The sequence below is a fragment of the Bradyrhizobium iriomotense genome (genome assembly GCF_018130765.1).
GTDB classification, from domain to species: Bacteria; Pseudomonadota; Alphaproteobacteria; order Rhizobiales; family Xanthobacteraceae; genus Bradyrhizobium; species Bradyrhizobium iriomotense_A.
Genome location: NZ_JAFCJZ010000026.1, coordinates 58,998 through 80,784 on the forward strand (window position 1 = coordinate 58,998; position 21,787 = coordinate 80,784).

General features: G+C 65.0%; 21 protein-coding genes. 9 read left to right on the forward strand and 12 right to left on the reverse strand.

Going from position 1 to position 21,787, the window contains the following annotated elements; genetic code table 11:
• Window positions 1-159 precede the first annotated feature (159 nt).
• Window positions 160-402: a FliM/FliN family flagellar motor switch protein gene (locus JQ635_RS32940; RefSeq protein ID WP_011088012.1), complete on the reverse strand. Its 243-nt coding sequence runs from the start codon at window positions 400-402 to the stop codon at window positions 160-162.
• A gap of 80 nt (window positions 403-482) precedes the next feature.
• Here JQ635_RS32940 and lipB point away from each other — a divergent pair, with 80 nt between their 5' ends.
• On the forward strand, window positions 483-1,220 hold the full coding sequence (gene lipB, locus JQ635_RS32945) for a lipoyl(octanoyl) transferase LipB (RefSeq protein WP_211413939.1): 738 nt from the start codon (window positions 483-485) through the stop codon (window positions 1,218-1,220).
• Window positions 1,221-1,418: 198 nt separating this feature from the next.
• Window positions 1,419-2,132, forward strand: coding sequence for a DNA helicase (locus tag JQ635_RS32950; RefSeq protein WP_211413940.1), 714 nt, complete (start codon window positions 1,419-1,421; stop codon window positions 2,130-2,132).
• A 46-nt stretch (window positions 2,133-2,178) separates the two neighbouring features.
• Here the strand turns inward: JQ635_RS32950 and JQ635_RS32955 are convergent, their stop codons facing one another.
• Window positions 2,179-2,601, reverse strand: coding sequence for a tautomerase family protein (locus tag JQ635_RS32955; protein WP_211413941.1), 423 nt, complete (start codon window positions 2,599-2,601; stop codon window positions 2,179-2,181).
• A 110-nt stretch (window positions 2,602-2,711) separates the two neighbouring features.
• Here JQ635_RS32955 and JQ635_RS32960 point away from each other — a divergent pair, with 110 nt between their 5' ends.
• On the forward strand, window positions 2,712-3,566 hold the full coding sequence (locus JQ635_RS32960; RefSeq protein ID WP_211413942.1) for a LysR family transcriptional regulator: 855 nt from the start codon (window positions 2,712-2,714) through the stop codon (window positions 3,564-3,566).
• On the opposite strand, the gene JQ635_RS32965 is transcribed toward JQ635_RS32960, so the two are convergent.
• From JQ635_RS32965 to JQ635_RS32980, 4 genes are read right to left on the reverse strand one after another with little or no spacing between them, the layout of a single operon-like run.
• Window positions 3,563-3,997 (reverse strand): hypothetical protein, encoded by a 435-nt coding sequence (locus JQ635_RS32965; RefSeq protein ID WP_211413943.1) that lies wholly within the window; start codon window positions 3,995-3,997, stop codon window positions 3,563-3,565. The genes JQ635_RS32960 and JQ635_RS32965 overlap by 4 nt on opposite strands.
• 9 nt (window positions 3,998-4,006) lie before the next feature.
• Entirely contained in the window at window positions 4,007-5,443 is a 1,437-nt protein-coding gene (locus tag JQ635_RS32970) for a TIGR01777 family oxidoreductase (RefSeq protein WP_211413944.1), read from the reverse strand.
• On the reverse strand, window positions 5,440-6,105 hold the full coding sequence (locus JQ635_RS32975) for a DUF4166 domain-containing protein (protein WP_211413945.1): 666 nt from the start codon (window positions 6,103-6,105) through the stop codon (window positions 5,440-5,442). The genes JQ635_RS32970 and JQ635_RS32975 overlap by 4 nt, the downstream gene beginning before the upstream one ends.
• Before the next feature lie 17 nt (window positions 6,106-6,122).
• Window positions 6,123-6,680: a GbsR/MarR family transcriptional regulator gene (locus JQ635_RS32980; RefSeq protein ID WP_211413946.1), complete on the reverse strand. Its 558-nt coding sequence runs from the start codon at window positions 6,678-6,680 to the stop codon at window positions 6,123-6,125.
• 154 nt (window positions 6,681-6,834) lie between these two features.
• Between JQ635_RS32980 and JQ635_RS32985 the strand changes: the two genes are divergently transcribed.
• Entirely contained in the window at window positions 6,835-8,355 is a 1,521-nt protein-coding gene (locus JQ635_RS32985) for a PAS domain-containing sensor histidine kinase (RefSeq protein ID WP_211413947.1), read from the forward strand.
• An 86-nt stretch (window positions 8,356-8,441) separates the two neighbouring features.
• Here the strand turns inward: JQ635_RS32985 and JQ635_RS32990 are convergent, their stop codons facing one another.
• The 4 genes from JQ635_RS32990 to JQ635_RS33005 form a co-directional block, all read right to left on the reverse strand.
• Window positions 8,442-8,741, reverse strand: a complete 300-nt coding sequence (locus tag JQ635_RS32990) for an acylphosphatase (RefSeq protein ID WP_211402379.1) — start codon at window positions 8,739-8,741, stop codon at window positions 8,442-8,444.
• The gene (locus JQ635_RS32995) at window positions 8,738-9,604 is read right to left on the reverse strand and encodes an isocitrate lyase/PEP mutase family protein (protein WP_211413948.1); all 867 of its coding nucleotides are present in this window, start codon (window positions 9,602-9,604) and stop codon (window positions 8,738-8,740) included. Before JQ635_RS32995 ends, JQ635_RS32990 begins: the two co-directional genes overlap by 4 nt.
• A gap of 195 nt (window positions 9,605-9,799) precedes the next feature.
• Entirely contained in the window at window positions 9,800-11,815 is a 2,016-nt protein-coding gene (locus JQ635_RS33000; protein WP_211413949.1) for an acetyl-CoA carboxylase biotin carboxylase subunit, read from the reverse strand.
• 174 nt (window positions 11,816-11,989) lie between these two features.
• Window positions 11,990-13,072 carry a zinc-binding metallopeptidase family protein gene (locus tag JQ635_RS33005; protein WP_211413950.1) on the reverse strand — a complete coding sequence of 361 codons (1,083 nt, stop codon included), beginning with the start codon at window positions 13,070-13,072 and terminating at the stop codon, window positions 11,990-11,992.
• Between the two features lie 222 nt (window positions 13,073-13,294).
• On the opposite strand from JQ635_RS33005, the gene JQ635_RS33010 reads away from it, so the two are divergent.
• The 4 genes from JQ635_RS33010 (at window position 13,295) to JQ635_RS33025 (ending at window position 18,102) form a co-directional block, all read left to right on the forward strand.
• A complete protein-coding gene (locus tag JQ635_RS33010; RefSeq protein WP_211413951.1) occupies window positions 13,295-15,772 on the forward strand; it encodes a PAS domain-containing hybrid sensor histidine kinase/response regulator in 2,478 nt (825 codons plus the stop codon).
• A gap of 225 nt (window positions 15,773-15,997) precedes the next feature.
• Window positions 15,998-16,438: an EamA family transporter gene (locus JQ635_RS33015; RefSeq protein WP_211413952.1), complete on the forward strand. Its 441-nt coding sequence runs from the start codon at window positions 15,998-16,000 to the stop codon at window positions 16,436-16,438.
• 99 nt (window positions 16,439-16,537) lie between these two features.
• A complete protein-coding gene (locus tag JQ635_RS33020) occupies window positions 16,538-17,752 on the forward strand; it encodes an arsenic transporter (RefSeq protein WP_211413953.1) in 1,215 nt (404 codons plus the stop codon).
• 110 nt (window positions 17,753-17,862) lie between these two features.
• The gene (locus tag JQ635_RS33025; RefSeq protein ID WP_211413954.1) at window positions 17,863-18,102 is read left to right on the forward strand and encodes a hypothetical protein; all 240 of its coding nucleotides are present in this window, start codon (window positions 17,863-17,865) and stop codon (window positions 18,100-18,102) included.
• 46 nt (window positions 18,103-18,148) lie between these two features.
• On the opposite strand, the gene JQ635_RS33030 is transcribed toward JQ635_RS33025, so the two are convergent.
• Complete coding sequence (locus tag JQ635_RS33030; protein ID WP_211413955.1) at window positions 18,149-19,513, reverse strand: MFS transporter; 1,365 nt, start codon at window positions 19,511-19,513, stop codon at window positions 18,149-18,151.
• A gap of 126 nt (window positions 19,514-19,639) precedes the next feature.
• Complete coding sequence (locus JQ635_RS33035; RefSeq protein WP_211413956.1) at window positions 19,640-20,407, reverse strand: GntR family transcriptional regulator; 768 nt, start codon at window positions 20,405-20,407, stop codon at window positions 19,640-19,642.
• Window positions 20,408-20,585: 178 nt separating this feature from the next.
• On the opposite strand from JQ635_RS33035, the gene JQ635_RS33040 reads away from it, so the two are divergent.
• Complete coding sequence (locus JQ635_RS33040) at window positions 20,586-21,785, forward strand: mandelate racemase/muconate lactonizing enzyme family protein (RefSeq protein ID WP_211413957.1); 1,200 nt, start codon at window positions 20,586-20,588, stop codon at window positions 21,783-21,785.
• Window positions 21,786-21,787 lie beyond the last annotated feature (2 nt).

Sequence of the window (21,787 nt, forward strand, 5' to 3'; positions counted from 1 at the left end):
GGTCGTTAGGCTGGCCGGATCAGCGGCCGCCGATCTAACAAATCCATCAGGGGGATACAAGCCTGCAAAGGCCCTGAATTCCACAAGCTTGGCAGGAAAATCTGCCCGTCCCGGATCGGCCCTATCTTGTGTCCGGACCGCCACCGCGTGCCCCGGCCGCTACCGCGTGCCCGGCGTCCGGGGCAGCATCTGCTTGACCTCGACCGCGATCCTGTTGCGGTCGACCAGCACGACGCCGGAGGCGACCGGCAGATTATTGGCCAGCACCTTGACCTCGTCGGCCTCGGTTGCGTCCAGCTCGATGATGGCGCCGCGGGAAAGACGTAATACTTGATGGATCGGCATCGTGGTGGTCCCGAGGACGACCATGAGATCCACGGTGACTTTATCGAGAGTGGGCACTGTCAGGACCGCCGCAACTTGGGACTTAGGCCAAAGGACTTGGCATTTGCTCCTGATCATCACCACGTTATGGTTAGCCAATGGTTAATTCGCCTCAAAACACCCGCCAACACCTCGATTTGACGTCGTTTTCCGCCTCCTGCGGCGAGCCCGTCGAATGGCGAATCTCGGACGCGCCGGTGCCCTATCCGGAGGCCGTGGCCGTCATGGAGGCGCGCGTTGCCGCGATTGCCGCGGGCGAGGCGCCGGAGCTGGTCTGGCTGCTCGAGCACCCCCCGCTCTACACCTCCGGCACCTCGGGCAAGGATTCGGACCTGCTCGATGCCCGATTCCCGACCTTCGCCACTGGGCGCGGCGGCCAGCTCACCTATCACGGGCCCGGCCAGCGGGTGGCCTACATCATGCTCGACCTCAAGCGGCGCCGTCCCGACGTCCGGGCCTATGTCGCGAGCCTGGAGGAGCTGATTCTGCGCACCCTCGCCGCCTTCAACGTCCGCGGCGAACGGCGCGAGGACCGGGTCGGCGTCTGGGTGAAGCGGCCCGACAAGGGGCCTGAGCATGAGGACAAGATCGCGGCGATCGGCGTCCGGCTGAAGCGCTGGGTCTCGTTCCACGGCATTGCCATCAATGTCGAGCCGGAACTGTCGCATTTTGCCGGCATCGTGCCCTGCGGCGTCGCCGACCCCCGCTACGGCGTCACCTCGCTGGTCGATCTCGGCCAGCTCGTGACCATGGCCGATGTCGATGTCGCGCTGCGCCAGGCATTCGAGCAGCTGTTCGGACCGACCCGTGCGCTGCTGCCGGAAGCGGCCGTCTAGGCGCTTTCCTGTTCGCCGTGCGCCGCTCTCGTTCTCTGCGGCGGCGGAATCAGCTACGGTTGTTTCGGTGCCGCCCACGCCTCCCCCCTCCGCCGGGAAAGCAGACCTCATGCCGGGCGATCAATCATCGGACCGACTGTTCGAGCGCCAGGCATAAGGAGGGATTGCGTTTCCTGCTCGCAATGGGAGGTTTTGACGATGAGACTCTCTGCGCCAATCTATCATCTCAAGCGCAAGGCGAAGCGCCTGTCCCGCGAAGCCAGTATCCCGCTCCACGACGCACTTGACCGCGTCGCTGCGACGGAAGGGTTTTCCGCCTGGAGCATGCTCGCCGCAAAAGCCGCCGCACTGACGCGGGCGAGCAAACTGTTCCCGCAATTCCGGCCGGGCGACCTCATGCTGGTCGGGGCGCGTCCCGGCCACGGCAAGACGTTGATGAGCCTCGAACTTGCCGTCGAAGCCATGAAGTCGGGCCATCGCGCCGCGTTCTTCTCGCTCGAATATACCGAGAAAGACGTCCTGGATCGCCTTCGCGCGATCGGCGTGGAGCCGGCGCAGTTCGACAAGCTGCTCGAGGTCGATTGCTCCGACGCGATCAGTGCCGATTATGTCGTCAAGCAGATGGCCGCTTCTCCGCGCGGCACGTTCGTCGTGATCGACTATTTGCAACTGCTCGACCAGAGGCGGGAAAACCCTGATCTCACCGTTCAGGTGCGCGCGCTGAAATCATTCGCGCGCGACAAGGGGCTGATCGTTGTCTTCATCTCGCAAATCGATCGATCCTACGATCCCGCGGTCAAGCCCTGCCCCGACCTCGGCGATATCAGGTTGCCGAACCCGCTGGACCTGAAGCTGTTCGACAAGACGTGCTTCATCAACAACGCCGAAGTTCAGTTCCGCGCGGCTAGCTGATGGCTTCAGGCCGCGGGTGGGATCGTTCACCCGCGGCCTGCAATGGTCACGCCGCCTTCAGCGCAACCTCGAGCTTGCCGGCGATGTAGCGCCGCTCCTGGGTGAGGCCGCCAAAACCGTAGGCGTCGCCCTTGACCTCGTCGACATGCAGGTAGGTCTCGGGATGCAGCTGGCCAAGAATCTCGGCCATGCGCTTGAACATGGCGGCGAGATAGGCCGCCTTCTCGTCCTTGGTGTTGGTACCCTCGGTGACGTGGATGTCGATCCAGTAGCTGGCAAGCTTCTGCTCGGCGAGCGACTTGCCGCCGGCGAACCAGTCGCCGGCCTCGACGGACTTCACGATGATCGCGGTGACCTCCGGATCCTTGTGCAGGATTTTTGCGGTGAGTTCGGACACCGCGTTCGCGATGTCGGCCTTCAGCGACGGCGACTGGCGGGAAGAGCTGTAGGACACGGTGATCAGGGGCATGGTTGTTCTCCTCAATCGCCGCGGGTTTCCTGCGGCGCTGGTGAGAAGCTAGACCTCCGGCCGTCATTTTGGTATCTTATCTCTGTTGATACCAGTGATAATGATCCTTAATGACAACCACGCTCGACATCGCCACCGTCCAGGCGTTCCTTCTGGTCGCCGAACTCCAGAGCTTTACGCGTGCTGCCGAGGCGCTTGGCACGACACAGGCCGCCGTCAGCCTGAAGCTGCAGCGGCTCGAGACATTGCTGGGCAAACGCCTCGTCGAGCGCTCGCCGCGTGCGGTCCGGCCCACCGCCGACGGCGCGGCGTTCCTCGATCGCGCCCGTGCGCTGATCGCGGCGCATGACCACGCGCTGACGGGCGAGGCACCGGCCGCAGAATCGCTCTCACTCGGCATCTCCGATCACGCTGCGGGGCCCGAACTGGTGCCGCTGCTCGAACGCCTGCACGCGATGTCCTCAAGCCTCACCCTCGCCGTCACCATCGGCTTCTCACGCGAGATGCAGGATGCCTATGACGGGGGCGAGCTGGATGCGGTGATCGTCCGCCAGGAAGGCAGCCGCCGCGGCGGCGAGAAGCTGGCCGAGGACGAGTTCGGCTGGTTCGCATCGCGACGCTTCACCCTGCCAAAGGGTGAACCGCTGCCGCTCGCGACACTCGCCCCGCCCTGCGGTGTCCGCGCCGTCGCCGTGCGCGCGCTCGACAAGGCCGGCCTCGCCTGGCGCGAGCGCTTCGTCGGAGGTGGCGTCACAGCGGTGGTCGCCGCCGCGCTGGCCGGACTTGCGATCGCACCGCTGGCGCGGCGGATCGCGCCTCCCGGGCTGGTCGACATCGGGCCCGCGCACAAGCTGCCGAAACTCGGCAGCTCGAAGGTGATGCTGCATTCGAAAGTCAGCGATCCCGCCAAGCTCGCTGCGCTGCGTGCGGTGGCGGCGACGTTTCGGAGTGTGGCGGCAAACTAGTGAGGAGACCGCAGGCGCCTCTCGCCCGCATATCGCCCCGCGATATGCCAATAGGCCAGTCCGGCAAAGCACCCGGCCACGACAAAGAGCCAGATCAATCCGTCGACCTTTCCGAAGAGCACGGTCTGGCTCACGACTCCGGCCAACCCACCAGCAATTACGAAGAAGGGCAATGACCGGATGCAGAACCTTTCGCTGAGCCATATTGCAACCGCTGACGGAATGCCGCTAAGCACGCAAACGAACACCAGCACGGCCGGCACACCAATCAGGATCGCCACGCCGAAATCGGCCACGGATGGCACGGTGAAACTGTCAGCGCGCGGCAGTGCCAAGATGAACAGGAGAAACAGCTCGATAACAGCCGTAGCCGTCAGACATCCGCCCAACCATCCTCGTGTCGTTCGGACGCAGGTCTCGTAGGACAACATGACATCACCTCACAAGATCGCCTCGAACGCGCTGCGCAGCGTCTCGTGCCGGAACACAAAGCCGCAGCTCAGCGCCTTGTTCGGCAGCACGCGCTGGCCACCCAGCAGAAGCTCGTCGGCGAAGCCGCCGCCGATCCGGCGCAACAGGCCGCCGGGAATGCGGAATACAGCGGGCCGGTGCAGGCGGCGGCCGAGCTCCTCGGTGAACTTCGCGTTGGTGACGGGGATCGGCGCGGTGGCGTTGACGGGCCCCGAAAGATCCGGCGTGGTGATCACATAGGCGATCAGCCGGATCAGATCGTCGCGCTCGATCCAGGACATCCACTGCCGCCCGGTGCCGAGCGGGCCGCCGAGGCCGAACTCGAACGGCGTCAGCATCCGCGTGATGAAGCCGCCTTCGGCGCCGAGCACGAGGCCGATGCGCAAATAGATGACGCGCACGCCGAGCTCCTCCGCCGGCCGCGCCGCGCTCTCCCAGGCCGCGCACAGCTCATGGCTGAAGCAGGCATGGGATTTGGCCGATTCCGTCAGCACCTGGTCGGCCCACAGTCCGTACCATCCGATCGCGGAGCCGCTGACCAGCACCTCGGGCTTGCGCTCGAGCCGCGCGATCAGCTTCACGACCTCGCCGGTCATGTCGATGCGCGAGCCGATGATCTTTGCGCGCTTCGCCTCGGTCCACAGGCCGTTGCCGATCGGCTCGCCGGCGAGATTGACGATGGCGTCGATTGGCGTGTCAGAGGGAAGCTGATCGAGGCTGGTGATCAGCGTGACCGGCGGCGGCAGCATCTCGGCCTTGGCGGGGTTGCGGATCAGCGCGATGACGTGATGCCCTGCCCCGCTGAGGCTTGCCGCAAGGCGGCAGCCGATGAAGCCGGTGGCGCCTGATATCAGCACGGTCTTGCGGCCGGGACGCTTGTCGACAAGTCCTTCCGCCGGCACGCTTCGCATGCGGCCGAGCCGGCGCATCGCCGCAAAATCCCTGACACCGCAGAGCGCAGCCCCAACCGCGCAAGCGGTCGCGGCGATGCTGAGCAGGCCCTGATTCACGACCGTCACGCCAACCGGCTGCATCGCCCAATCGATCAGCACCGGCAGCAGCAGCACCAGGATGGCACCGTAGTTGATCGCCAGCAGCGTATGATTGATCCGCTCGCTCGGCGGCAGTTTCCGGCTCAGATCCTCCTCGACGAAATCCATCAGCGTGATGACGATCTCGGCGACGAGCACGGCGACGATCAAGAGCGCCAGCACGCCATAAACCTCGAGCCAGCCAAGCAGCAGGAACAGCAGCGCATAGAGCATGTTGCGGATGCCGTGCAGCTTCAGCTCGAACCGCTGCGACGGACGCCAGGCGAGCCGCTCGGTGAATTCGTGGTGATAGAAGGTGTCGAACACGCCCATCACGATCTGGATGGCGATGAGGGTCCACAACAGCGGCGTCATGATACGTCCTCCCTGAACAATGCGGACTGGTGGATCAGCGCGCCGTAACGCGGATGGGTGACATCGAGGGTGAAGCGGAAGGCGCCCTCGCCGAGATCGCTGTGCGTCACCGTGAGGTCGCCCGGCGTGAGCCATTGCGGCAGCGGAATCCAGAGCCGTCCGAGCTGCAGGCCGTAACCGGCGCTACGGAAGGTCAGCGCCTGGCCTTCAACCGCAATGCGCAGCGCCATCGACACGCCGAAGCCGACATATTCCTCGAGCCCGGTCGGGCCGGCGAAGCGTTTTGCCGAATGGATCACCTGCGGAAAGCCGCGCTTGCGCGCGCAGATGCGCGTCCAGGTCTGGCCGCCGGTCGCACCGTCCTCGGTGACCGTCACGATCATGGGCACGCCGGTGTCGCGGCCGGTCGGCAGCGGCCCGCCGATCAGGCGCGCGGCCTGCGCGAACCACCAGCCGATGTCGCTGAAGGCGACCTCGTCGACCACTCCGACATAGACAACACTGTCGCCGTCGGCGACGCGTTTGGAAAAGCGCCGCCAGGTCGCGAGCGGCAGGCGGCCCCAATCCTCGTCCGGCAACAGCGCACGGAAGCGGCGATCGTCGAGCAGTCTGGTGTGAGCGGAGGGAGATGCGCCTAAGCCTGATAATCGAGCCGACGTCATCGCACCCTCCTTAAGAACTATTTGACCTTGCCCAGCGGCAGCAGGTTGGCGATCTTCTCGCCAAGCCGCATCAGGGCGACCAGCCGCGGCCGCGGCACTTTCAGCATCTGCATGAACCAGTGGTCGGCGAGCTCGGTGAAGGCGAGCATCTCCTTCAGCCGTTTGCTCGCGACCGGATTGATGGCGGGATCCTCGGCGGCATCGGACACGCAGGCCCTGAGCGCCGCGATGGCCGGATCGAGCTCCCGCTCCTTGCGCCGCGCCGCGATCCGGGCCGCGACCTCCCAGATGTCGGTCTCGGCCTCGAAATGATCGCGACGATCGCCGAGGATCGGCACCCGCCGGATCAGGTTCCAGGCGAGCAGCTCCTTGAGCGAATTGGAGACGTTGGAGCGCGCCATGCCGAGCGTGTCGGCGATGTCCTCGGCCGTCATCGGCGCCTCGGAGAGATAGAGCAGCCCGTGGATCTGGCTGACCGAGCGATTGACGCCCCACCCGTCTCCCATGTCGCCCCAATGCAGGATGAAGCGCTCGACGGCGGCGGGGAGTTTCTTCTTTCCGGTTATTTCTGTCATAACAGAAATATCTGACAGGCGCGACTGCGTGTCAACGGCGTTTGCCGGGCGCCCCTCCTGCATACCGTCTGCGGCATTTGCCTAAAAAGTTCCCAGAGAGCCGGAACCAACGCGCCGGCCTGAGCGTTTGCTCCCGTCGAGGTGGGGTCTAGGAATGGTAAAAAGGTTCAGTCAGCAGAGGGACTTGTTCGAAAGCGAGCGCAGTTTCCGGCTGCTGGTTGAAGGAGTTGCGGACTACGCCCTCTACATGCTCGATCCCAGCGGCACCATCACCAGCTGGAACATCGGCGGCGAGCGCATCAAGGGCTACGCGCCCGAGGAAATCCTCGGCCAGCATTTCTCCCGCTTCTACACCGAGGCCGACCGCGCCAACGGCAAACCCGCGCGAGCGCTCGGCATCGCGCGAGAAAAGGGCCGCTACGAAGAGGAAGGCTGGCGCGTTCGCAAGGACGGGACGTTCTTCTGGGCGAGCGTGGTGATCGATCCGATCTACGAGGACGGCACGCTGGTCGGCTTCGCCAAGATCACGCGCGACATCACCGAACGCCGCAATGCCCAGCTCAAGCTCGAGGCGATGCAGACGCAGCTCGCCGAATCCCAGAAGTTCGATGCGCTCGGCCAGCTCACCGGCGGCGTCGCCCACGACTTCAACAACCTCCTGATGATCATCAGCGGCAGCCTCCATATCTTGAAGAAGGGGACCATCGACGACGCCAGGCTTCAGCGCGCGATCTCCGCGATCGAGACTGCGACCAGGCGCGGCGCCGCGCTGACCAACCAGCTCCTCACCTTCGCGCGGCGACAGAGCGTCAACCCGCAGGCGATCGATCTCGCCGAACGCATCGCGGCGATCCGCGAGGTGCTCGACGCCGGCGTCGGCAGCTCCGTGCGCCTCACCTTCGACATCGACCCCGAGGTCTGGCCGGTCAGGACCGACGTCTCGGAGTTCGAGACCGCGCTGCTCAATCTCGTCATCAACGCCCGCGATGCGATGCCCGACGGCGGCACGGTGACGATCAGCGCCCACAACGTGGTGCTGGACGAGATCGCCCTCGCCGGCGAGTTCGTGGCGATCGATGTCGCCGACACCGGGCTCGGCATTCCCGCCGACGTCGTCGACAAGATCTTCGAGCCGTTCTTCACCACCAAGCCGATCGGCAAGGGCACCGGTCTCGGCCTCTCCCAGGTGCACGGCTTCGCCCATCAGGCCGGCGGCACGGTGAAGCTCGCAAGCGAGCTCGGCAAGGGCACGATCTTCACCATTCTGCTGCCGCGCGGCACGGATGCCCCGGCACGGGACACCGCGGAGGCGATACCGTTCCGCGGCAGCGGAACGGTGCTGCTGGTCGAGGACAATCCCGAAGTCGCGCTCGTCAGCATCGGCCTTCTGGAGCAGCTCGGCTACCACGTGCACCGGGTCGCCGACGCCGAAGCGGCCTTGCGCGAGATCGAGACCAACGGCGTCGACTTCGTATTCTCGGACATCGTGATGCCCGGCAAGATGGACGGCCTTACCCTCGCCCATCGTCTGCGCCAGCTCCGCCCCGGCCTGCCGGTCCTGCTCGCCACCGGCTACAGTGAGGTCGCCGCCGGCGTGCGCGGCGACTTCCCGATCCTGCGCAAGCCGTATGAGATCCACGAGCTGAGCGAAGCGATCGCCAAGCTGCCGAGGTGACTCTTAACCTCTCAGCGCGAGCGAAGCTCGTCGCGGCCCCGTAAGAACGGGGCGAGGGAGCGCACCGCCTGCATGGAAAGACCGATCTAAACCGTCGGCAACACCGAGAACGCTTCCCCTGCCCTGCGCAGATTCAGCTCATCCACGCTTGCGGTCTCGCTGGTGACGCTGTCGACGCGCGAGGACGGCGGGCCGTGGCGGCACAATGCGACCATGTCGGCGACGTGGTTCGGCGCGCCTGCGAACAGCGCTTCCACGCTGCCGTCGCGGCGGTTGCGGACCCAGCCTTCGAGACCACTCGTGGTGGCCTGGTATTCGACCCAGGCGCGATAGCCGACGCCCTGGACGCGGCCGCGGATCATGACCTGGAGGATCGCCCGGCTCATTTTTTCAATCCGAGAAATTCGGCGCTGCGCGCCTTCGTCTCGGCCTCACGCATGACCCGATTGGTCAGCTCGGCAGAGGCCAGGCCCTGGAGTGCCTTCGGCGACGTGCCTTCGCGCAGCGCCTTCAGTGTGTCGTGGACGGCCTGCGTCGCCGCGGCGATCGGCGCATGGCCCTGCAGCGCGATGCGCACGCGCTGGGAGGCAAGATAGTCGAGCGCGCTCAAATCTTCCGGCGCGCCGCCGAGCACGATCGGCAGGCGCGTGGCAACGGCAATCGCCTCGAGCTCGGCACGCGACTTGATGCCGGTGAAGAACAGCGCATCGACGCCGGTGGCCTCATAGGCCTTGGCACGGCGGACCGCGTCCTCGATCGAGGTAATCGAGGCAGCACCGGTTCGGCCCATGATGACCAGCGACGGATCGCTGCGACCGCTGAGCGCGGCTTTCATCTTGCCGACGCCCTCCTCCAGCGAGATCAGCTGCGTCTTTGCTTCACCGAAGGCGGCCGGCAGCAGCGTGTCCTCGATGGTGAGGCCGGCGGCACCGGCTGTCTCCAGCTCCTGCACCGTGCGGCGCACGTTGAGGGCATTGCCGTAGCCGTGATCGGCATCGACCAGCACGGGCAGAGTGGAAGCACGCGACATCCGCCGCATCTGCTCGCAAAGCTCGGTGAGCGTGATCAGGGTGATGTCGGGATCGCCGAGCACGGCGAGCGAAGCCACCGAGCCGCCGAACATGCCGAGGGGAAAGCCGAGATCCTCGGCGATCCGGATCGAGATCGCGTCATAGACCGAGCCGGGATGGACGCAAGTCCCGCCCGACAGGATGGAACGCAGGTTCTCGCGGCGGGAACGAAAGGCCATGGTGCTGTCTCGGTCGGTGCGAACTCTATCGTCGTCCTGGCGAAAGCCAGGACCCATTACCCCAACTGTACATTGTCGCAGAAGGTGATGGCTACGATCTCCATCAACAACTGCTCCCGGGGATAATGGGTCCTGGATCGGCGTTCGCTCCGCTCACTTGTCCAGGAGACATCGAGGCGATAGCCGAGACCGGTCTTACGCAAACTCCAAAATCAGCGCGTCCACCGCGAGCGTCGCGCCGGCGCTGGCGTGGATCTTCTTCACGGTGCCGTCCTGCTCGGCGCGCAGCACGTTCTGCATCTTCATGGCTTCGACGACGGCGAGCGTCTCGCCGGCCTTGACCTCCTGCCCCTCGCTCACCGCGATCGAGACCACGAGGCCCGGCATTGGACAGAGCAGCTTCTTGCCGGTGTCGGAGGCCGCCGTCACCGGCATCAGCCGGGCAGACGTCGCTTCCGTCTCGGTCCAGACATAGACCGGCACCTCGACGCCCTGATGCGCAAGGCGGATGCCGTTGGCAATCGGCCGCGCCTGCACCGCGACGAAGTGCCCGTCGATGGTGCCCTGCCAGACCGGATCGCCCGGCTTCCATGGCGACTGCAGCAGATGCGCATTGCCGACCTTGCCTTCGGCATCGACGAAGCGGATCGCGATGGCGTCACCCTCACGTCCGACCTCGAGCTGGATTTCCTGGCGGTCGAGCCAGACGGCGCGGCGGCGTTCCCGCTGCACGACACGCCCGCCCAACTGGCCCGAGATCTGGCGCTTGCGCTCACCGAGCACGTGATCGATGGCGGCACCGACGGCGGCGATCCGCCGGGCGACCTCGCCTTCGGGCACGCGCACCGCAAAACCCTTGGGGAATTCCTCGGCGATGAAGCCGGTCGAGAGCCTTCCCTCGCGCCAGCGCGGATGATGCATCAGCGCCGACAGGAACGGGATGTTGTGCCTGATACCATCGACATAGAACGAATCCAGCGCAGTAGACTGGGCCTCGATCGCGGCCGCGCGCGACGGCGCATGGGTGACGAGCTTGGCGATCATCGGATCGTAATGGATCGAGATCTCGCCGCCCTCCTGCACGCCGGTGTCGTTGCGCACGGTGATGCCGTCCTTGCTGGCTTCCGCCGGCGGGCGATACTTCACGAGCCGCCCGATCGAGGGCAGGAAGTTGCGGAACGGATCTTCCGCATAGAGACGCGATTCCACGGCCCAGCCGGTCAGCGTGACGTCCTTCTGCGCGATCGTGAGCTTCTCGCCGGCGGCAACGCGGATCATCTGCTCGACGAGGTCGATGCCGGTGACGAGCTCGGTGACGGGATGCTCGACCTGGAGACGCGTGTTCATCTCCAGGAAGTAGAAGCTCTTGTCCTGGCCTGCGACGAATTCGACGGTGCCTGCGGAATCATAGTTCACGGCCTTGGCGAGCGCGACCGCCTGCTCGCCCATCTTGCGGCGGGTGGCTTCATCGAGCAGCGGCGACGGCGCCTCCTCGATGACCTTCTGGTTGCGGCGCTGGATCGAGCATTCGCGCTCGCCGAGATAGATCACGTTGCCGTGCTTGTCGCCCAGCACCTGGATCTCGATGTGGCGGGGATCGACGATGAACTTCTCGACGAAGACGCGGTCGTCGCCGAACGAGGCCTTGGCCTCGGCCTTGGCGAGGTTGAAGCCTTCGGCGACCTCGGCCTTCGAATGCGCGATGCGCATGCCCTTGCCGCCGCCGCCGGCGGAGGCCTTGATCATGACGGGATAGCCGATCTCGTCGGCGATCCGCACCGCGTGCTTGTCGTCCTCGATGACGCCGAGATAGCCGGGCACGGTCGAGACTTTTGCTTTCGCGGCGGCCTTCTTGGACTCGATCTTGTCGCCCATCGCGGCGATCGCGCCCGGGTTCGGGCCGATGAAGACGAGGCCGGCCGCCTCCAGCGCGCGCGGAAACGCCTCGCGCTCGGACAGGAAGCCGTAGCCGGGATGCACGGCCTCGGCGCCGGTCTTGCGGCAGGCCTCGACGATCTTCTCGATCACCAGATAGCTCTCGGCCGCGGCCGGCGGGCCGATCAGCACCGCCTCATCGGCCATCTCGACATGGAGGGCATCGCGGTCGGCCTCGGAATAGACCGCAACCGTTTGAATTCCCATCTTGCGGGCAGTCTTGATGACCCGGCAGGCGATTTCGCCGCGATTGGCGATCAGAATGCGTTTGAACATGCTTTTCTTGAGTCTCGACCTTGGGCGGGACCCTTCCCCGGCCGTTGGGGCCTATGGGACGGGCCGTGTGGCTCCCGTGGTACAGCAAAATGGGCCGGAGGCAACGGTCTAAATCCGGGCTTTCTGGCGTACCAGCGCAAGACCGAAACAGGCGAGCGGAGCCCTTGGGACGGCCTACGCCTTCCCCGCCTTGGCCACGTCCCGGACCAGGCCGTGAATGAAGCCCAGTTTGCCGACCACCGCCGGCGACAGGATGAAGGGATAGAGGTCGCGCAGACCCATGGCCCGGTTGACGCTGTTCATGGCGAAGGTGAAGGGCAGCCATGCGTCGATAAGCGCCTGGACGTTCCTGGCCTCGTAGGGGTTGAAACGGATGCGCGCGGTCAACTCCCCGTCGCGATCCACCTTGGGGCGTACCTCCATGCCGAACTCGGAGGCCATCTCCAGGGTGTCGACGATGTGGAGATAGTGCGCCCAGGTCTCGGCGAAGTCCTCCCAGGGATGCGTCGTGGCGTAGGCCGAGACGTAATTCTGCTGCCAGTCAGCCGGGGCGCCTTCGGCGTAATGGCGCTGCAAGGCCTGGCCGTAATCGGCCGTATCGTCGCCGAAGACCGCGCGGCATTCGTCGAGCTTGCCGCCGCCGCGCACCAGCACGCCCCAGAAATAATGACCGACCTCGTGGCGGAAATGTCCGAGCAGCGTCCGGTAAGGCTCGCCCATCTCCAGCCGGCGCCGCTCGCGCTCGATGTCGTCGGCTTCGGTGAGCGCGATCGTGATCAGGCCGTTGTCATGGCCGGTCATGATCCTCGTGCCGCTGTTTAGATCGTCAGCCAGGAAGTTGAAGATCAGGCCGTGCTCGGGATTCTTCTGACGATTCTGGAGCGGCAGCTTCCAGCGGATCAGGGAGTAGAACAGCCGGTGTTTTGCCACCTCCAGCTCCCGCCAGCCGGCGAGCTGCGCGGGGTCCGACAGATCCGGCACCATGCCGTTGTGGCGGCAAGCGCGGCAATAGCCGTTGGTATCACCCGTGTCCGTCAGCCAGTTGCAGGCGTCGTAGTCGGCATTGCGGCACAGCATGCGTCCCCTGCCCTTGTCGGCCAGCGTCGTCCAGGCCCCGCTTTGAGCCTCGCCGTCGGGCTCGATCGCCGACATCGTCTCCTTCTCCGGGAGGAAGGCGACGCGGTGACCGCAACGCTCGCAGGCGCGGTTCTCGAAATAGAGGACGTTGCCACAGGACTGGCAGACAAAGAGCTTCAAGATTTAGCCTCTTCGAAAAGGGAGTTTTATGAATGAGAGTTGTGGCGCCTCGCGAAGACGCGTCCGCAGCCGCATCGTTCCAATATCAGGAACAAATTGCCAGAGCGGACGTTGGTTGACCGCATTTTCCTGCGTTCTGGCTGGCCGCGGGTCCTTCCAGACAGTGAATTTCCTCTAGGCAATGGCCTTCGTGCTCCGTCTGTGTGAATATCAGTCCGGCACGTGCGCACAAGCATCACAACGGCCGACGCCTTGAACGATCCTTTGCCCGAGACAATCGCCGCCGAAAGGTTGCGCCAGCACCTCGAAGATGTCGCGCGCGAGCGCGACAATGCCTATCGCGCGCTCCAGGAGCGCGAGGCCGAGCTCGCGCGCATCCAGCGCATCGGCAAGGTCGGCGGCCTCGAGGTCGACTTCCGCGAGGGCTTCAAGAACCGCCGCTCGCCGGAATATCTGATGATCCATGGCCTGCCGCCGGAGGCCATCGACGAGTCGCATGAGGACTGGGTCAACCGTATCCATCCTGATGACCGCGACGCGGCGGTGAAACATTTCTTCGAGGCGCTTTCCGGGACCAGCGAGGACTACACCGCCGAATACCGCATCATCCGTCCGAGCGACGGCGAGACCCGCTGGATCCGGGTCGTCGCCAAGTTCGAGCGCGACAAGGACGGCCGCGCCATCCGCCTCGTCGGCGCCCACATCGACATCACCGACCAGATGCTCGCACGCGAGACGCTGCGCGAGAGCGAGGAGCGCTTCCGGCTGATCGCCGACAGCGCGCCGGTGCCGATCTGGGTCACCAAGCTCGACCGCAAGCGCTCCTTCGCCAACCAGGCCTATGTCGACTTCGTCGGCCTGCCCTATGACCAGGCCATCGATTTCGACTGGCGCAAGGTGCTGCATCCGGACGACCTTCCGCATGTGCTGCAGCAATCGGTGCAAGGCGAAGCCTCGCTGAAACCCTTCGTGCTGGAAGCGCGCTACAGGAACGCCAGCGGCGAATGGCGCTGGCTGCGCTCGGAATCGCAGCCGCGCTGGGACCCGACCGGCAAGCATATCGGCTTCATCGGCGTCGCCCACGACATCACCGTCGCCAAGCAGGCCGAGATCGAGCTCCGGCGGCTCAACGAGACGCTGGAGGAACGCATCGCCGAGCGCACTGCCGAGCTCGAATCCAACGAGGCCCGGCTGCGCGCGATCCTGGAGACCAGCAACCAGTATCAGGGCCTGGTCAATCTCAAGGGCGAGCTGCTCTACGCCAACAAGAACGCACTCGACGGCATCCGCGCCGAGGCGCGGGATGTCATCGGCAAGCCGTTCTGGGATACGCCGTGGTTCACCGCAACCCCTGGCATGAGCGATGTCGCGCGCGAAGCCTTCCAGACCGTTCTGAAGGGCGAAGCGGTGCGGCTGGAGATGCGGCTGCGCCTGCCGATCGGCGAGCGCGATTTCGAATTCGGCATGCGCCCCGTGCTCGACCGCCATGGCAACATCACCGGCGCGGTGCCCGAGGCCGTCGACATCACCGAGCGGCGCCTCGGCGAGGAGGCGTTGCGGCAGTCGCAGAAGATGGAAGCGATCGGCCAGCTCACCGGCGGCGTCGCGCACGACTTCAACAACCTCCTCACCATCATCCGCTCGGCGACCGACTTCCTGCGCCGACGCGAGCTGCCGGAAGAGCGCCGCCGCCGCTATGTCGACGCCATCTCCGACACCGTCGAGCGCGCCTCGAAGCTGACCGCCCAGCTCCTGGCGTTCGCGCGCCGGCAGCCGCTGAAGCCGCAGATCTTCAACGTCGGCAGCCAGGTCGAAGGCGTGGCGCAGCTGGTGCGGCCGCTGGTCGGCGGCCGCATCGAGATCGTCGTCGAGATTCAGGACGCGGATTGCTTCACAATCGCCGACGTCGCACAGTTCGAGACCGCGTTGATCAACCTCGCCATCAACGCCCGCGACGCCATGGAGGACGAAGGCCGCCTCACCATCGCGGTCTGCAAGGTCCAGAAGATTCCGAGCCTGCGCGCGCAGTCGGCACGTCGCGGCGACTATGTCGCGATCTCGGTCAGGGATACCGGCAGCGGCATCGCGCCGGAACATCTCGAGTCCATTTTCGAACCTTTCTTCACCACCAAGGAGGTCGGCAAGGGCACCGGCCTCGGCCTCAGCCAGGCGTTCGGCTTCGCAAAGCAGTCCGAGGGCGACATCGCGGTGACGAGCACGCAGGGCGAAGGCGCGACCTTCACCATCTACCTGCCGCAGGCTCAAAGCCCCGCCACCGAGAAGGACGCGGCGGCACTGACCAGCGAGGCTGCGACCACCGGACGCGGCTACCGCGTGCTGGTGGTCGAGGACAATGATGATGTCGGCCAGTTCTCGACCGAGCTTCTGGAAGACCTCGGTTATGTCGTCCGCCGTGTCGCCAACGCCAACGCGGCGCTCGCGATCCTCGGCGAGAACGAATTCGCCGTCGACCTCGTCTTCTCCGACGTGATCATGCCCGGCATGAACGGCGTCGAGCTCGCCGGAATCATCCGCGAGCGCTATCCGGGCCTGCCCGTCGTGCTCACCTCCGGCTACAGCAACGTGCTCGCCGAAAACGCCCATCGCGGATTCGAGCTGATACAGAAGCCGTATTCGGTGGAATCGCTCTCGCGCATCCTGCGCAAGGCGATCACGGACAAGCTGTCGGTGGCAAGGTGAGTGCGAACCAAGCAAACCGCTGTCGTCCCGGACAAGCGCGCCTCAAGCGCGCGCCGATCCGGGACCCATAACCACAGGGAGAGGCTGTTGCGCGGGCTGGTAACTACCAGTCTTCGCCAAACAGCATCCTGTGGTTATGGGTCCCGGATCTGCGCTTGCGCTTGTCCGGGACGACAGCGCGTTGAGCTGCGAGCAAGGCTACGATCAGATGAAGGCTACACATCCATGAAACCCGCCCTCCTCTCCGCCTGGCAGACCTGGGCGCTGCTCTCCGCCTGCTTTGCGGCCCTGACTGCCATCTTCGCCAAGGTCGGCGTCGAGAACATCAATCCTGATCTCGCTACCTTCATCCGCACCATCGTGGTGCTGCTCGCGTTCTCGCTACTGCTGTTCTTCACCGGACAATTCGTCGTGCCATCGGCGGTCTCCTCAAAGACCTGGCTGTTCCTGGTGTTGTCGGGACTTGCGACCGGCGCCTCATGGCTCTGCTATTTCCGTGCACTGAAGCTCGGGCCTGCCACGCTCGTAGCGCCGATCGACAAGCTGAGCGTCGTGCTGGTCGCGCTCTTCGCCTTCGCCTTTCTCGGCGAGCGGCCGACAGCGCAGGGCTGGCTCGGCATCGCCATGATCGGCGGGGGTGCGGTGTTGCTGGCAATCAAGTTTTGAGGCTGGCGGATCGGCCTCGGGCGCGGTAGTCACGGACGGATTTTGGAGATCGACTTGCCGCCCCCGCCGTCTGACGCCATCTGGGCCTGGAGCATCATAATGCTTGCGACCGCAGGCGTCATCATCCGCCCGTTCCGCCTGCCCGAGGCGATCTGGGCGGTCATCGGCGCCGGCGCCCTCGTGCTGCTCGGCCTGCTGCCCTGGCAGGATGCGCTTGTCGGCATCGAGAAGGGCCTCGACGTCTATCTCTTCCTGATCGGCATGATGCTGATCGCCGAGCTCGCCCGGCTCGAGGGCCTGTTCGACTACCTCGCCGCGCTCGCGGTCGAATATGCCGGCGGCTCGCCGCAGCGACTGTTCCTGCTGATCTACCTCGTCGGTACCGTCGTCACCGTGCTGCTGTCCAACGATGCCACCGCGATCGTGCTGACGCCGGCCGTCTATGCCGCAACGCGCGCAGCCGGCGCAAAACCGCTGCCTTATCTCTTCGTCTGCGCCTTCATCGCCAACGCCGCAAGCTTCGTGCTGCCGATCTCCAATCCCGCCAATCTCGTCGTGTTCGGCGCGCGTATGCCGCACCTCACTGAATGGCTGCGCCTGTTCGCCCTGCCGTCGGCGGCCTCGATCCTGCTGACCTACGTCGTGCTGCGCCTGACCCAGCACCGCGCACTCAAGGAAGAGACCATCGCCCGCAGCGTGCCGCATCCAAAGCTCGGCCGCGGCGGCAAGCTGACGGCGGTCGGCATCATCGCGATTGGCGTCGTGCTGGTCACGGCCTCTGCGCTGGACAAGCAGCTGGGCCTGCCGACCTTTATCTGCGGCGTGGCGACGGCCGCGCTCGTGCTGCCGCTCAGCCGCCAATCACCGCTGCCGATGCTGCGGGGCGTATCGTGGAGCGTGCTGCCGCTGGTCGGCGGACTCTTCGTCATGGTGGAAGCGCTGATCAAGACCGGTGTGATCGGGCAGCTCAGCGCGCTGCTGCACCAGGCGGTCGCGCAATCGGTGTCGCAGGCCGCCTGGAGCGTCGGCATCGCCACCGCGATCGGCACCAATATCGCCAACAATCTTCCGGTCGGCCTTATCGCGGGCTCGGTCGCGGCCAGCGATCATCTGCCGGCGCCGGTCGTCAGCGCGATCCTGATCGGCGTCGACCTCGGACCTAACATGTCCGTGACGGGATCGCTCGCCACCATCCTCTGGCTGGTTGCGCTCCGGCGGGAGAAGATCGAGGTCAGCGCCTGGCCGTTCCTCAAGCTCGGCATGCTGGTGACGCCGCCCGCTCTGATCGCGGCTTTGGCTGCGGCAATCAGGTAGCGGCAGCGAATTCACTGCAGTTGTTTGCGGTGCATCAATGCCGGCGGCGCAACCGCGGCTAGAGTTCACTTGCCGCGTGGTTCAGATAGGCCGCGGCAAGGAAGGTCATCATGCAGATTCAATCAAAGGCGCTGCCGCAGAGCTTCTCCCTGCGCCGCGAAATCCTGAGCTTCATCTCGCCCGCCGAACGCGGCGCGGAGAGGTCCCATCCCCTGCTCGTCTTCTCCGTCGTGGTGCTGCTGGCCCTGTTCGCCATCGTACAGATCGACCTGCACAGCGCCCAGCTCCAGGCCATCGGCCTGCTCGGCCATGGTGGCACCGGGATCGATCCCGTCTTCCTGAGCCCGTAACGGCAGACGCCCGATCGCGGCCACAAGGCCGCGACCGGGCAACGCGTCAGTCGTTCTCGTAGCCGTAGACTTCCGGCAGGATGAAGATTGCGGCGAGCAATCCGATCAGCGGGAAGATCGCGACCATCAGCGTGGCATTTGCCTGCCCGATCGCGGCGAACACCGTCGGGAACAGGAAGATCGCCAGGAACGACGGCAGCTTCACGAACATGTAAGCGAAGCCGCTGGCAGTGCCGCGATATTTCGGCTTGGCGACCATGGTCGGGATCGTCATGCAGTTCGACGCGTCCCAATAATGGCCCCACAGCATCGCGGCGGCCGCGAAAGGCAGCAGCATCTTGTTGTCGGTGTAGAGCGCGAAGGCCGCGACGAGCAGCGACGCCATCACGATCGAGAAGCCGGCAATCGCGATGCCGCGGTGGCCGATCTTCGGCGTCAGCAGCGGCCCGACCCACCCGGACAGAGCAGCGAAGGAGAACAGCGCCATCGTCACCAGATTGATGCCGAGCACGCTCGACACGCCGACCATCACGAACAGCACCGGCAGGTAGAATGCGAAGGTCGAGAACTCGCTCGCCTGGGTGAAACAAGCGATCCAGCCGTACACCGTGGCGCGCCAGCGGATCGGATCCTTCTTGAGATCGGCGAGGAACGCGCGGGTCGAAACCTTCGGCACCTCCACGTCATGGTCCGGCAGCATGTCGAGATTGTCGTTGAACATCTCGCGCGCGACCTGCTTGGCCTCGCGATAGCGCCCCTTCTGCACCAGCCACACCGCCGTCTCCGGCACGTCGTGGCGCATGATCAGGATGATCAGCGCCGGCACCGCGCCGAGACCGAGCGTCACGCGCCACAGCATCTCGTGCTGCATGTCGATCAGCAGGAAGACCACGATGACGCCGATGGTCATCACCTCGCCGACGGCGAACATGAACTGCCAGCGGTTGCCCATGACCTCGCGCTCACCCTTGGCCATGGATTCCATGATGTAGGTGTAGCCGGTCGAGATATCCGAGCCGAGCGGGATACCGAGCAGGAAGCGGATCACGACGAGCCAGCCGACGCTGGGCACGAAGGCCTGCGCCAGCGCCAGCACGATGAAGAGCACCATCGTCACCAGGAACATGACGCGGCGGCCGATCTTGTCGGACAGCCAGCCGCCGAGCAGCGCGCCGATCAGCGCGCCGCCTTGCGTGCCGGCCGCGGCCAGGCCCAGCATCAGCGGATCGGGATTGTACTGCTCCTTGATGAAGATCAGCACGAAGGCGATCGAGTAGAGATCCCAGGCCTCCACCAGGATCGAGGCCATCATCAGCCAGCCGACCTTGTTACCCTTTGGACTGTAGTTCGTAATGAGGTAGCGGACCGCCGCCTCGCTCGCGGTCGGTTGTGGCATGGCCATTGTCTGCATGTCTGGTCCTCTCTTCAAAATTCTTCAAAGCGCGATGAGATCAGGATGAATCGTCATCGCGCTTTAGCTTATTGTTTTGAGCATGATCTCTTCGGAAAACCGCTGCACACTTTTCCGGATCATGCTCTAGGCGCCGAGCAGCGGCTCGATACTGCAATCGAGCAGGCGCGGATCGATCCCCGCCTCCATGCCCGTGAACATCTCGCCCATGTAGTCGATCAGCGCATCGCTGGCTTTCACGGCCTCCTCGACGCGGCGGCTGGCGACGGCACTGAGAATGGCGAGATGATGATCGATCGTGCCGGACAGATCGGCCTGCCCCGGCATGAAGCGGTGATGGATGTAGCCGATGCGGCGATACAGCGTGTGCAGCGGCCGCAGCGTGTGCACCAGGAACGGCTCGCCCGCGGCCTCCAGCACCAGCGCGTCGATGCGGCGATCGAGGCTGTTGAACTCGTCGAGTGTCAAAGTGGCGCGACGTTCGCGCAGCAGCCGCTCGATGTGCAGCGCCTGATTGCGGTGGGACAGGCTGGCGCGATCCGCCGCGAGGCGAATGACAAAGCGCTCCATGTCGCGGCGCAGGCCAAGCAGCATGCGCTCACGCGCGAGGTCGATCGGCGCGATGTGCAGGCCGTGACGCGGGCGGATGATGATGAGCGTATCGGCGGAGAGACGATTGACGGCGTGATGCACCGGTGTGCGCCCGAAGCCGGTGATCTGCTGCAATTCCAGCATCGTCATGAATTGTCCGGGCTTGAGCTCGCAATGGACGAGCAGCTCCTCGATCCTCTGATAGGCCAGCTCGAAGAAGTTGAGACGGTTGCGCCGGGACGGCCTGCCTTCGCCGTCGTCCTCGTGTCTCACCACCGCAAGTGTGCGCTTGCGCCGTGCCATGTCGTTCTCTCCCGTCAGCCCGCGCTCTCGTTGCTGGGTGGCGCCTTGTTTGTGGCACCCTTAAAACATGTTGTGATATATTACAAGCAGGCGTAAGACTCCGCCGCGACCTGCAACATGCTGCAGTGCAAAATGAGACGTCGGGCGCGAGGCGCCTGTGATGGGAGGATTAGCTGCCGTGAAGATCACGTCGATCGAGACACTGCGTACCGAGGAATTTTCCAACGTCATCTGGGTGCGCGTCCACACCGACACGGGGATGATCGGTCTCGGCGAGACCTTCTACGGCGCGGGCGCGGTCGAGGCGCAAATCCACGACACCTTTGCCGGCCGCCTGCTCGGCCGCAATCCGCTGCATATCGAGGCGATCCATCGCGACATGCTGAACCTCCCGATGGCGCAGTCCTCGACCGGCGTCGAATACCGCGCTGCGTCCGCAATCGACATCGCGCTGTGGGATTTGTTCGGCAAGGTCTGCAATCAGCCGGTGCACCAGATGCTCGGCGGCCTCTGCCGCGACAAGCAGCGCATCTACAACACCTGCGCCGGCACGCAATATGTCCGCTCGACCAATATCAGCCCGGTCGCGAACTGGAATCTCGGCGCTTCAAAAGGCCCCTATGAGGACCTCGACGGCTTCATGAACCACGCTGATGCGCTGGCCGAAAGCCTGCTCGAGAGCGGCATCTCGGCGATGAAGATCTGGCCGTTCGATCCGGCGGCGCAGGAGAACAAGGGCCTCTACATCACCGCCGCGCAGATGAAGCAGGCGATCGAACCGTTCGAGAAGATCCGCAAAGCCGTCGGCGACAAGATGGAGATCATGGTCGAGCTCCACTCGCTGTGGAACCTGCCGACCGCAAAGCAGATCGCGCGCGCACTCGAGCCGTACAAGCCGACCTGGTACGAAGACCCGATCCGGATGAACTCGCCGCAGGCGCTGGCCGAATATGCCCGCTCCACCGACGTCTGGGTCTGCGCCAGCGAGACGCTGGGCTCGCGCTTCCCCTACAAGGACATGCTCGACCGCGACGCCATGCACGTGGTGATGGCGGATCTGTGCTGGACCGGCGGTCTCACCGAAGGTCGCAAGATCGCGGCAATGGCCGAGACCTATCACCGGCCTTTTGCTCCTCATGACTGTATCGGCCCGATCGGCTTCATCGCGGCCATCCACATGTCGTTCAGCCAGCCCAACACATTGATCCAGGAATCGGTGCGCGCCTTCTACAAGGGCTGGTACAATGAGCTGGTCACCACGATGCCCGTGATCAAGGACGGCTATGTCTTCCCGATGGAAGGCCCCGGCCTTGGCGTCGACCTTCTGCCTGCTGTCTTCGAGCGCACCGATCTCACCGTGCGCCGCTCCAACGTCTGAGG

Coding starts and splice junctions, on each gene's coding strand:
- JQ635_RS33020 (WP_211413953.1), top strand. CDS start 16,538: ATGCTTGCGACCGCAGGCGTCATCATCCGCCCGTTCCGCCTGCCCGAG.
- JQ635_RS32980 (WP_211413946.1), bottom strand. CDS start 6,680: ATGACAGAAATAACCGGAAAGAAGAAACTCCCCGCCGCCGTCGAGCGC.
- JQ635_RS32965 (WP_211413943.1), bottom strand. CDS start 3,997: ATGTTGTCCTACGAGACCTGCGTCCGAACGACACGAGGATGGTTGGGC.
- JQ635_RS32995 (WP_211413948.1), bottom strand. CDS start 9,604: ATGGCCTTTCGTTCCCGCCGCGAGAACCTGCGTTCCATCCTGTCGGGC.
- lipB (WP_211413939.1), top strand. CDS start 483: ATGGTTAATTCGCCTCAAAACACCCGCCAACACCTCGATTTGACGTCG.
- JQ635_RS33035 (WP_211413956.1), bottom strand. CDS start 20,407: ATGGCACGGCGCAAGCGCACACTTGCGGTGGTGAGACACGAGGACGAC.
- JQ635_RS33000 (WP_211413949.1), bottom strand. CDS start 11,815: ATGTTCAAACGCATTCTGATCGCCAATCGCGGCGAAATCGCCTGCCGG.
- JQ635_RS32960 (WP_211413942.1), top strand. CDS start 2,712: ATGACAACCACGCTCGACATCGCCACCGTCCAGGCGTTCCTTCTGGTC.
- JQ635_RS33025 (WP_211413954.1), top strand. CDS start 17,863: ATGCAGATTCAATCAAAGGCGCTGCCGCAGAGCTTCTCCCTGCGCCGC.
- JQ635_RS32950 (WP_211413940.1), top strand. CDS start 1,419: ATGAGACTCTCTGCGCCAATCTATCATCTCAAGCGCAAGGCGAAGCGC.
- JQ635_RS32970 (WP_211413944.1), bottom strand. CDS start 5,443: ATGACGCCGCTGTTGTGGACCCTCATCGCCATCCAGATCGTGATGGGC.
- JQ635_RS32955 (WP_211413941.1), bottom strand. CDS start 2,601: ATGCCCCTGATCACCGTGTCCTACAGCTCTTCCCGCCAGTCGCCGTCG.
- JQ635_RS32975 (WP_211413945.1), bottom strand. CDS start 6,105: ATGACGTCGGCTCGATTATCAGGCTTAGGCGCATCTCCCTCCGCTCAC.
- JQ635_RS32985 (WP_211413947.1), top strand. CDS start 6,835: ATGGTAAAAAGGTTCAGTCAGCAGAGGGACTTGTTCGAAAGCGAGCGC.
- JQ635_RS33030 (WP_211413955.1), bottom strand. CDS start 19,513: ATGCAGACAATGGCCATGCCACAACCGACCGCGAGCGAGGCGGCGGTC.
- JQ635_RS32990 (WP_211402379.1), bottom strand. CDS start 8,741: ATGAGCCGGGCGATCCTCCAGGTCATGATCCGCGGCCGCGTCCAGGGC.
- JQ635_RS33015 (WP_211413952.1), top strand. CDS start 15,998: ATGAAACCCGCCCTCCTCTCCGCCTGGCAGACCTGGGCGCTGCTCTCC.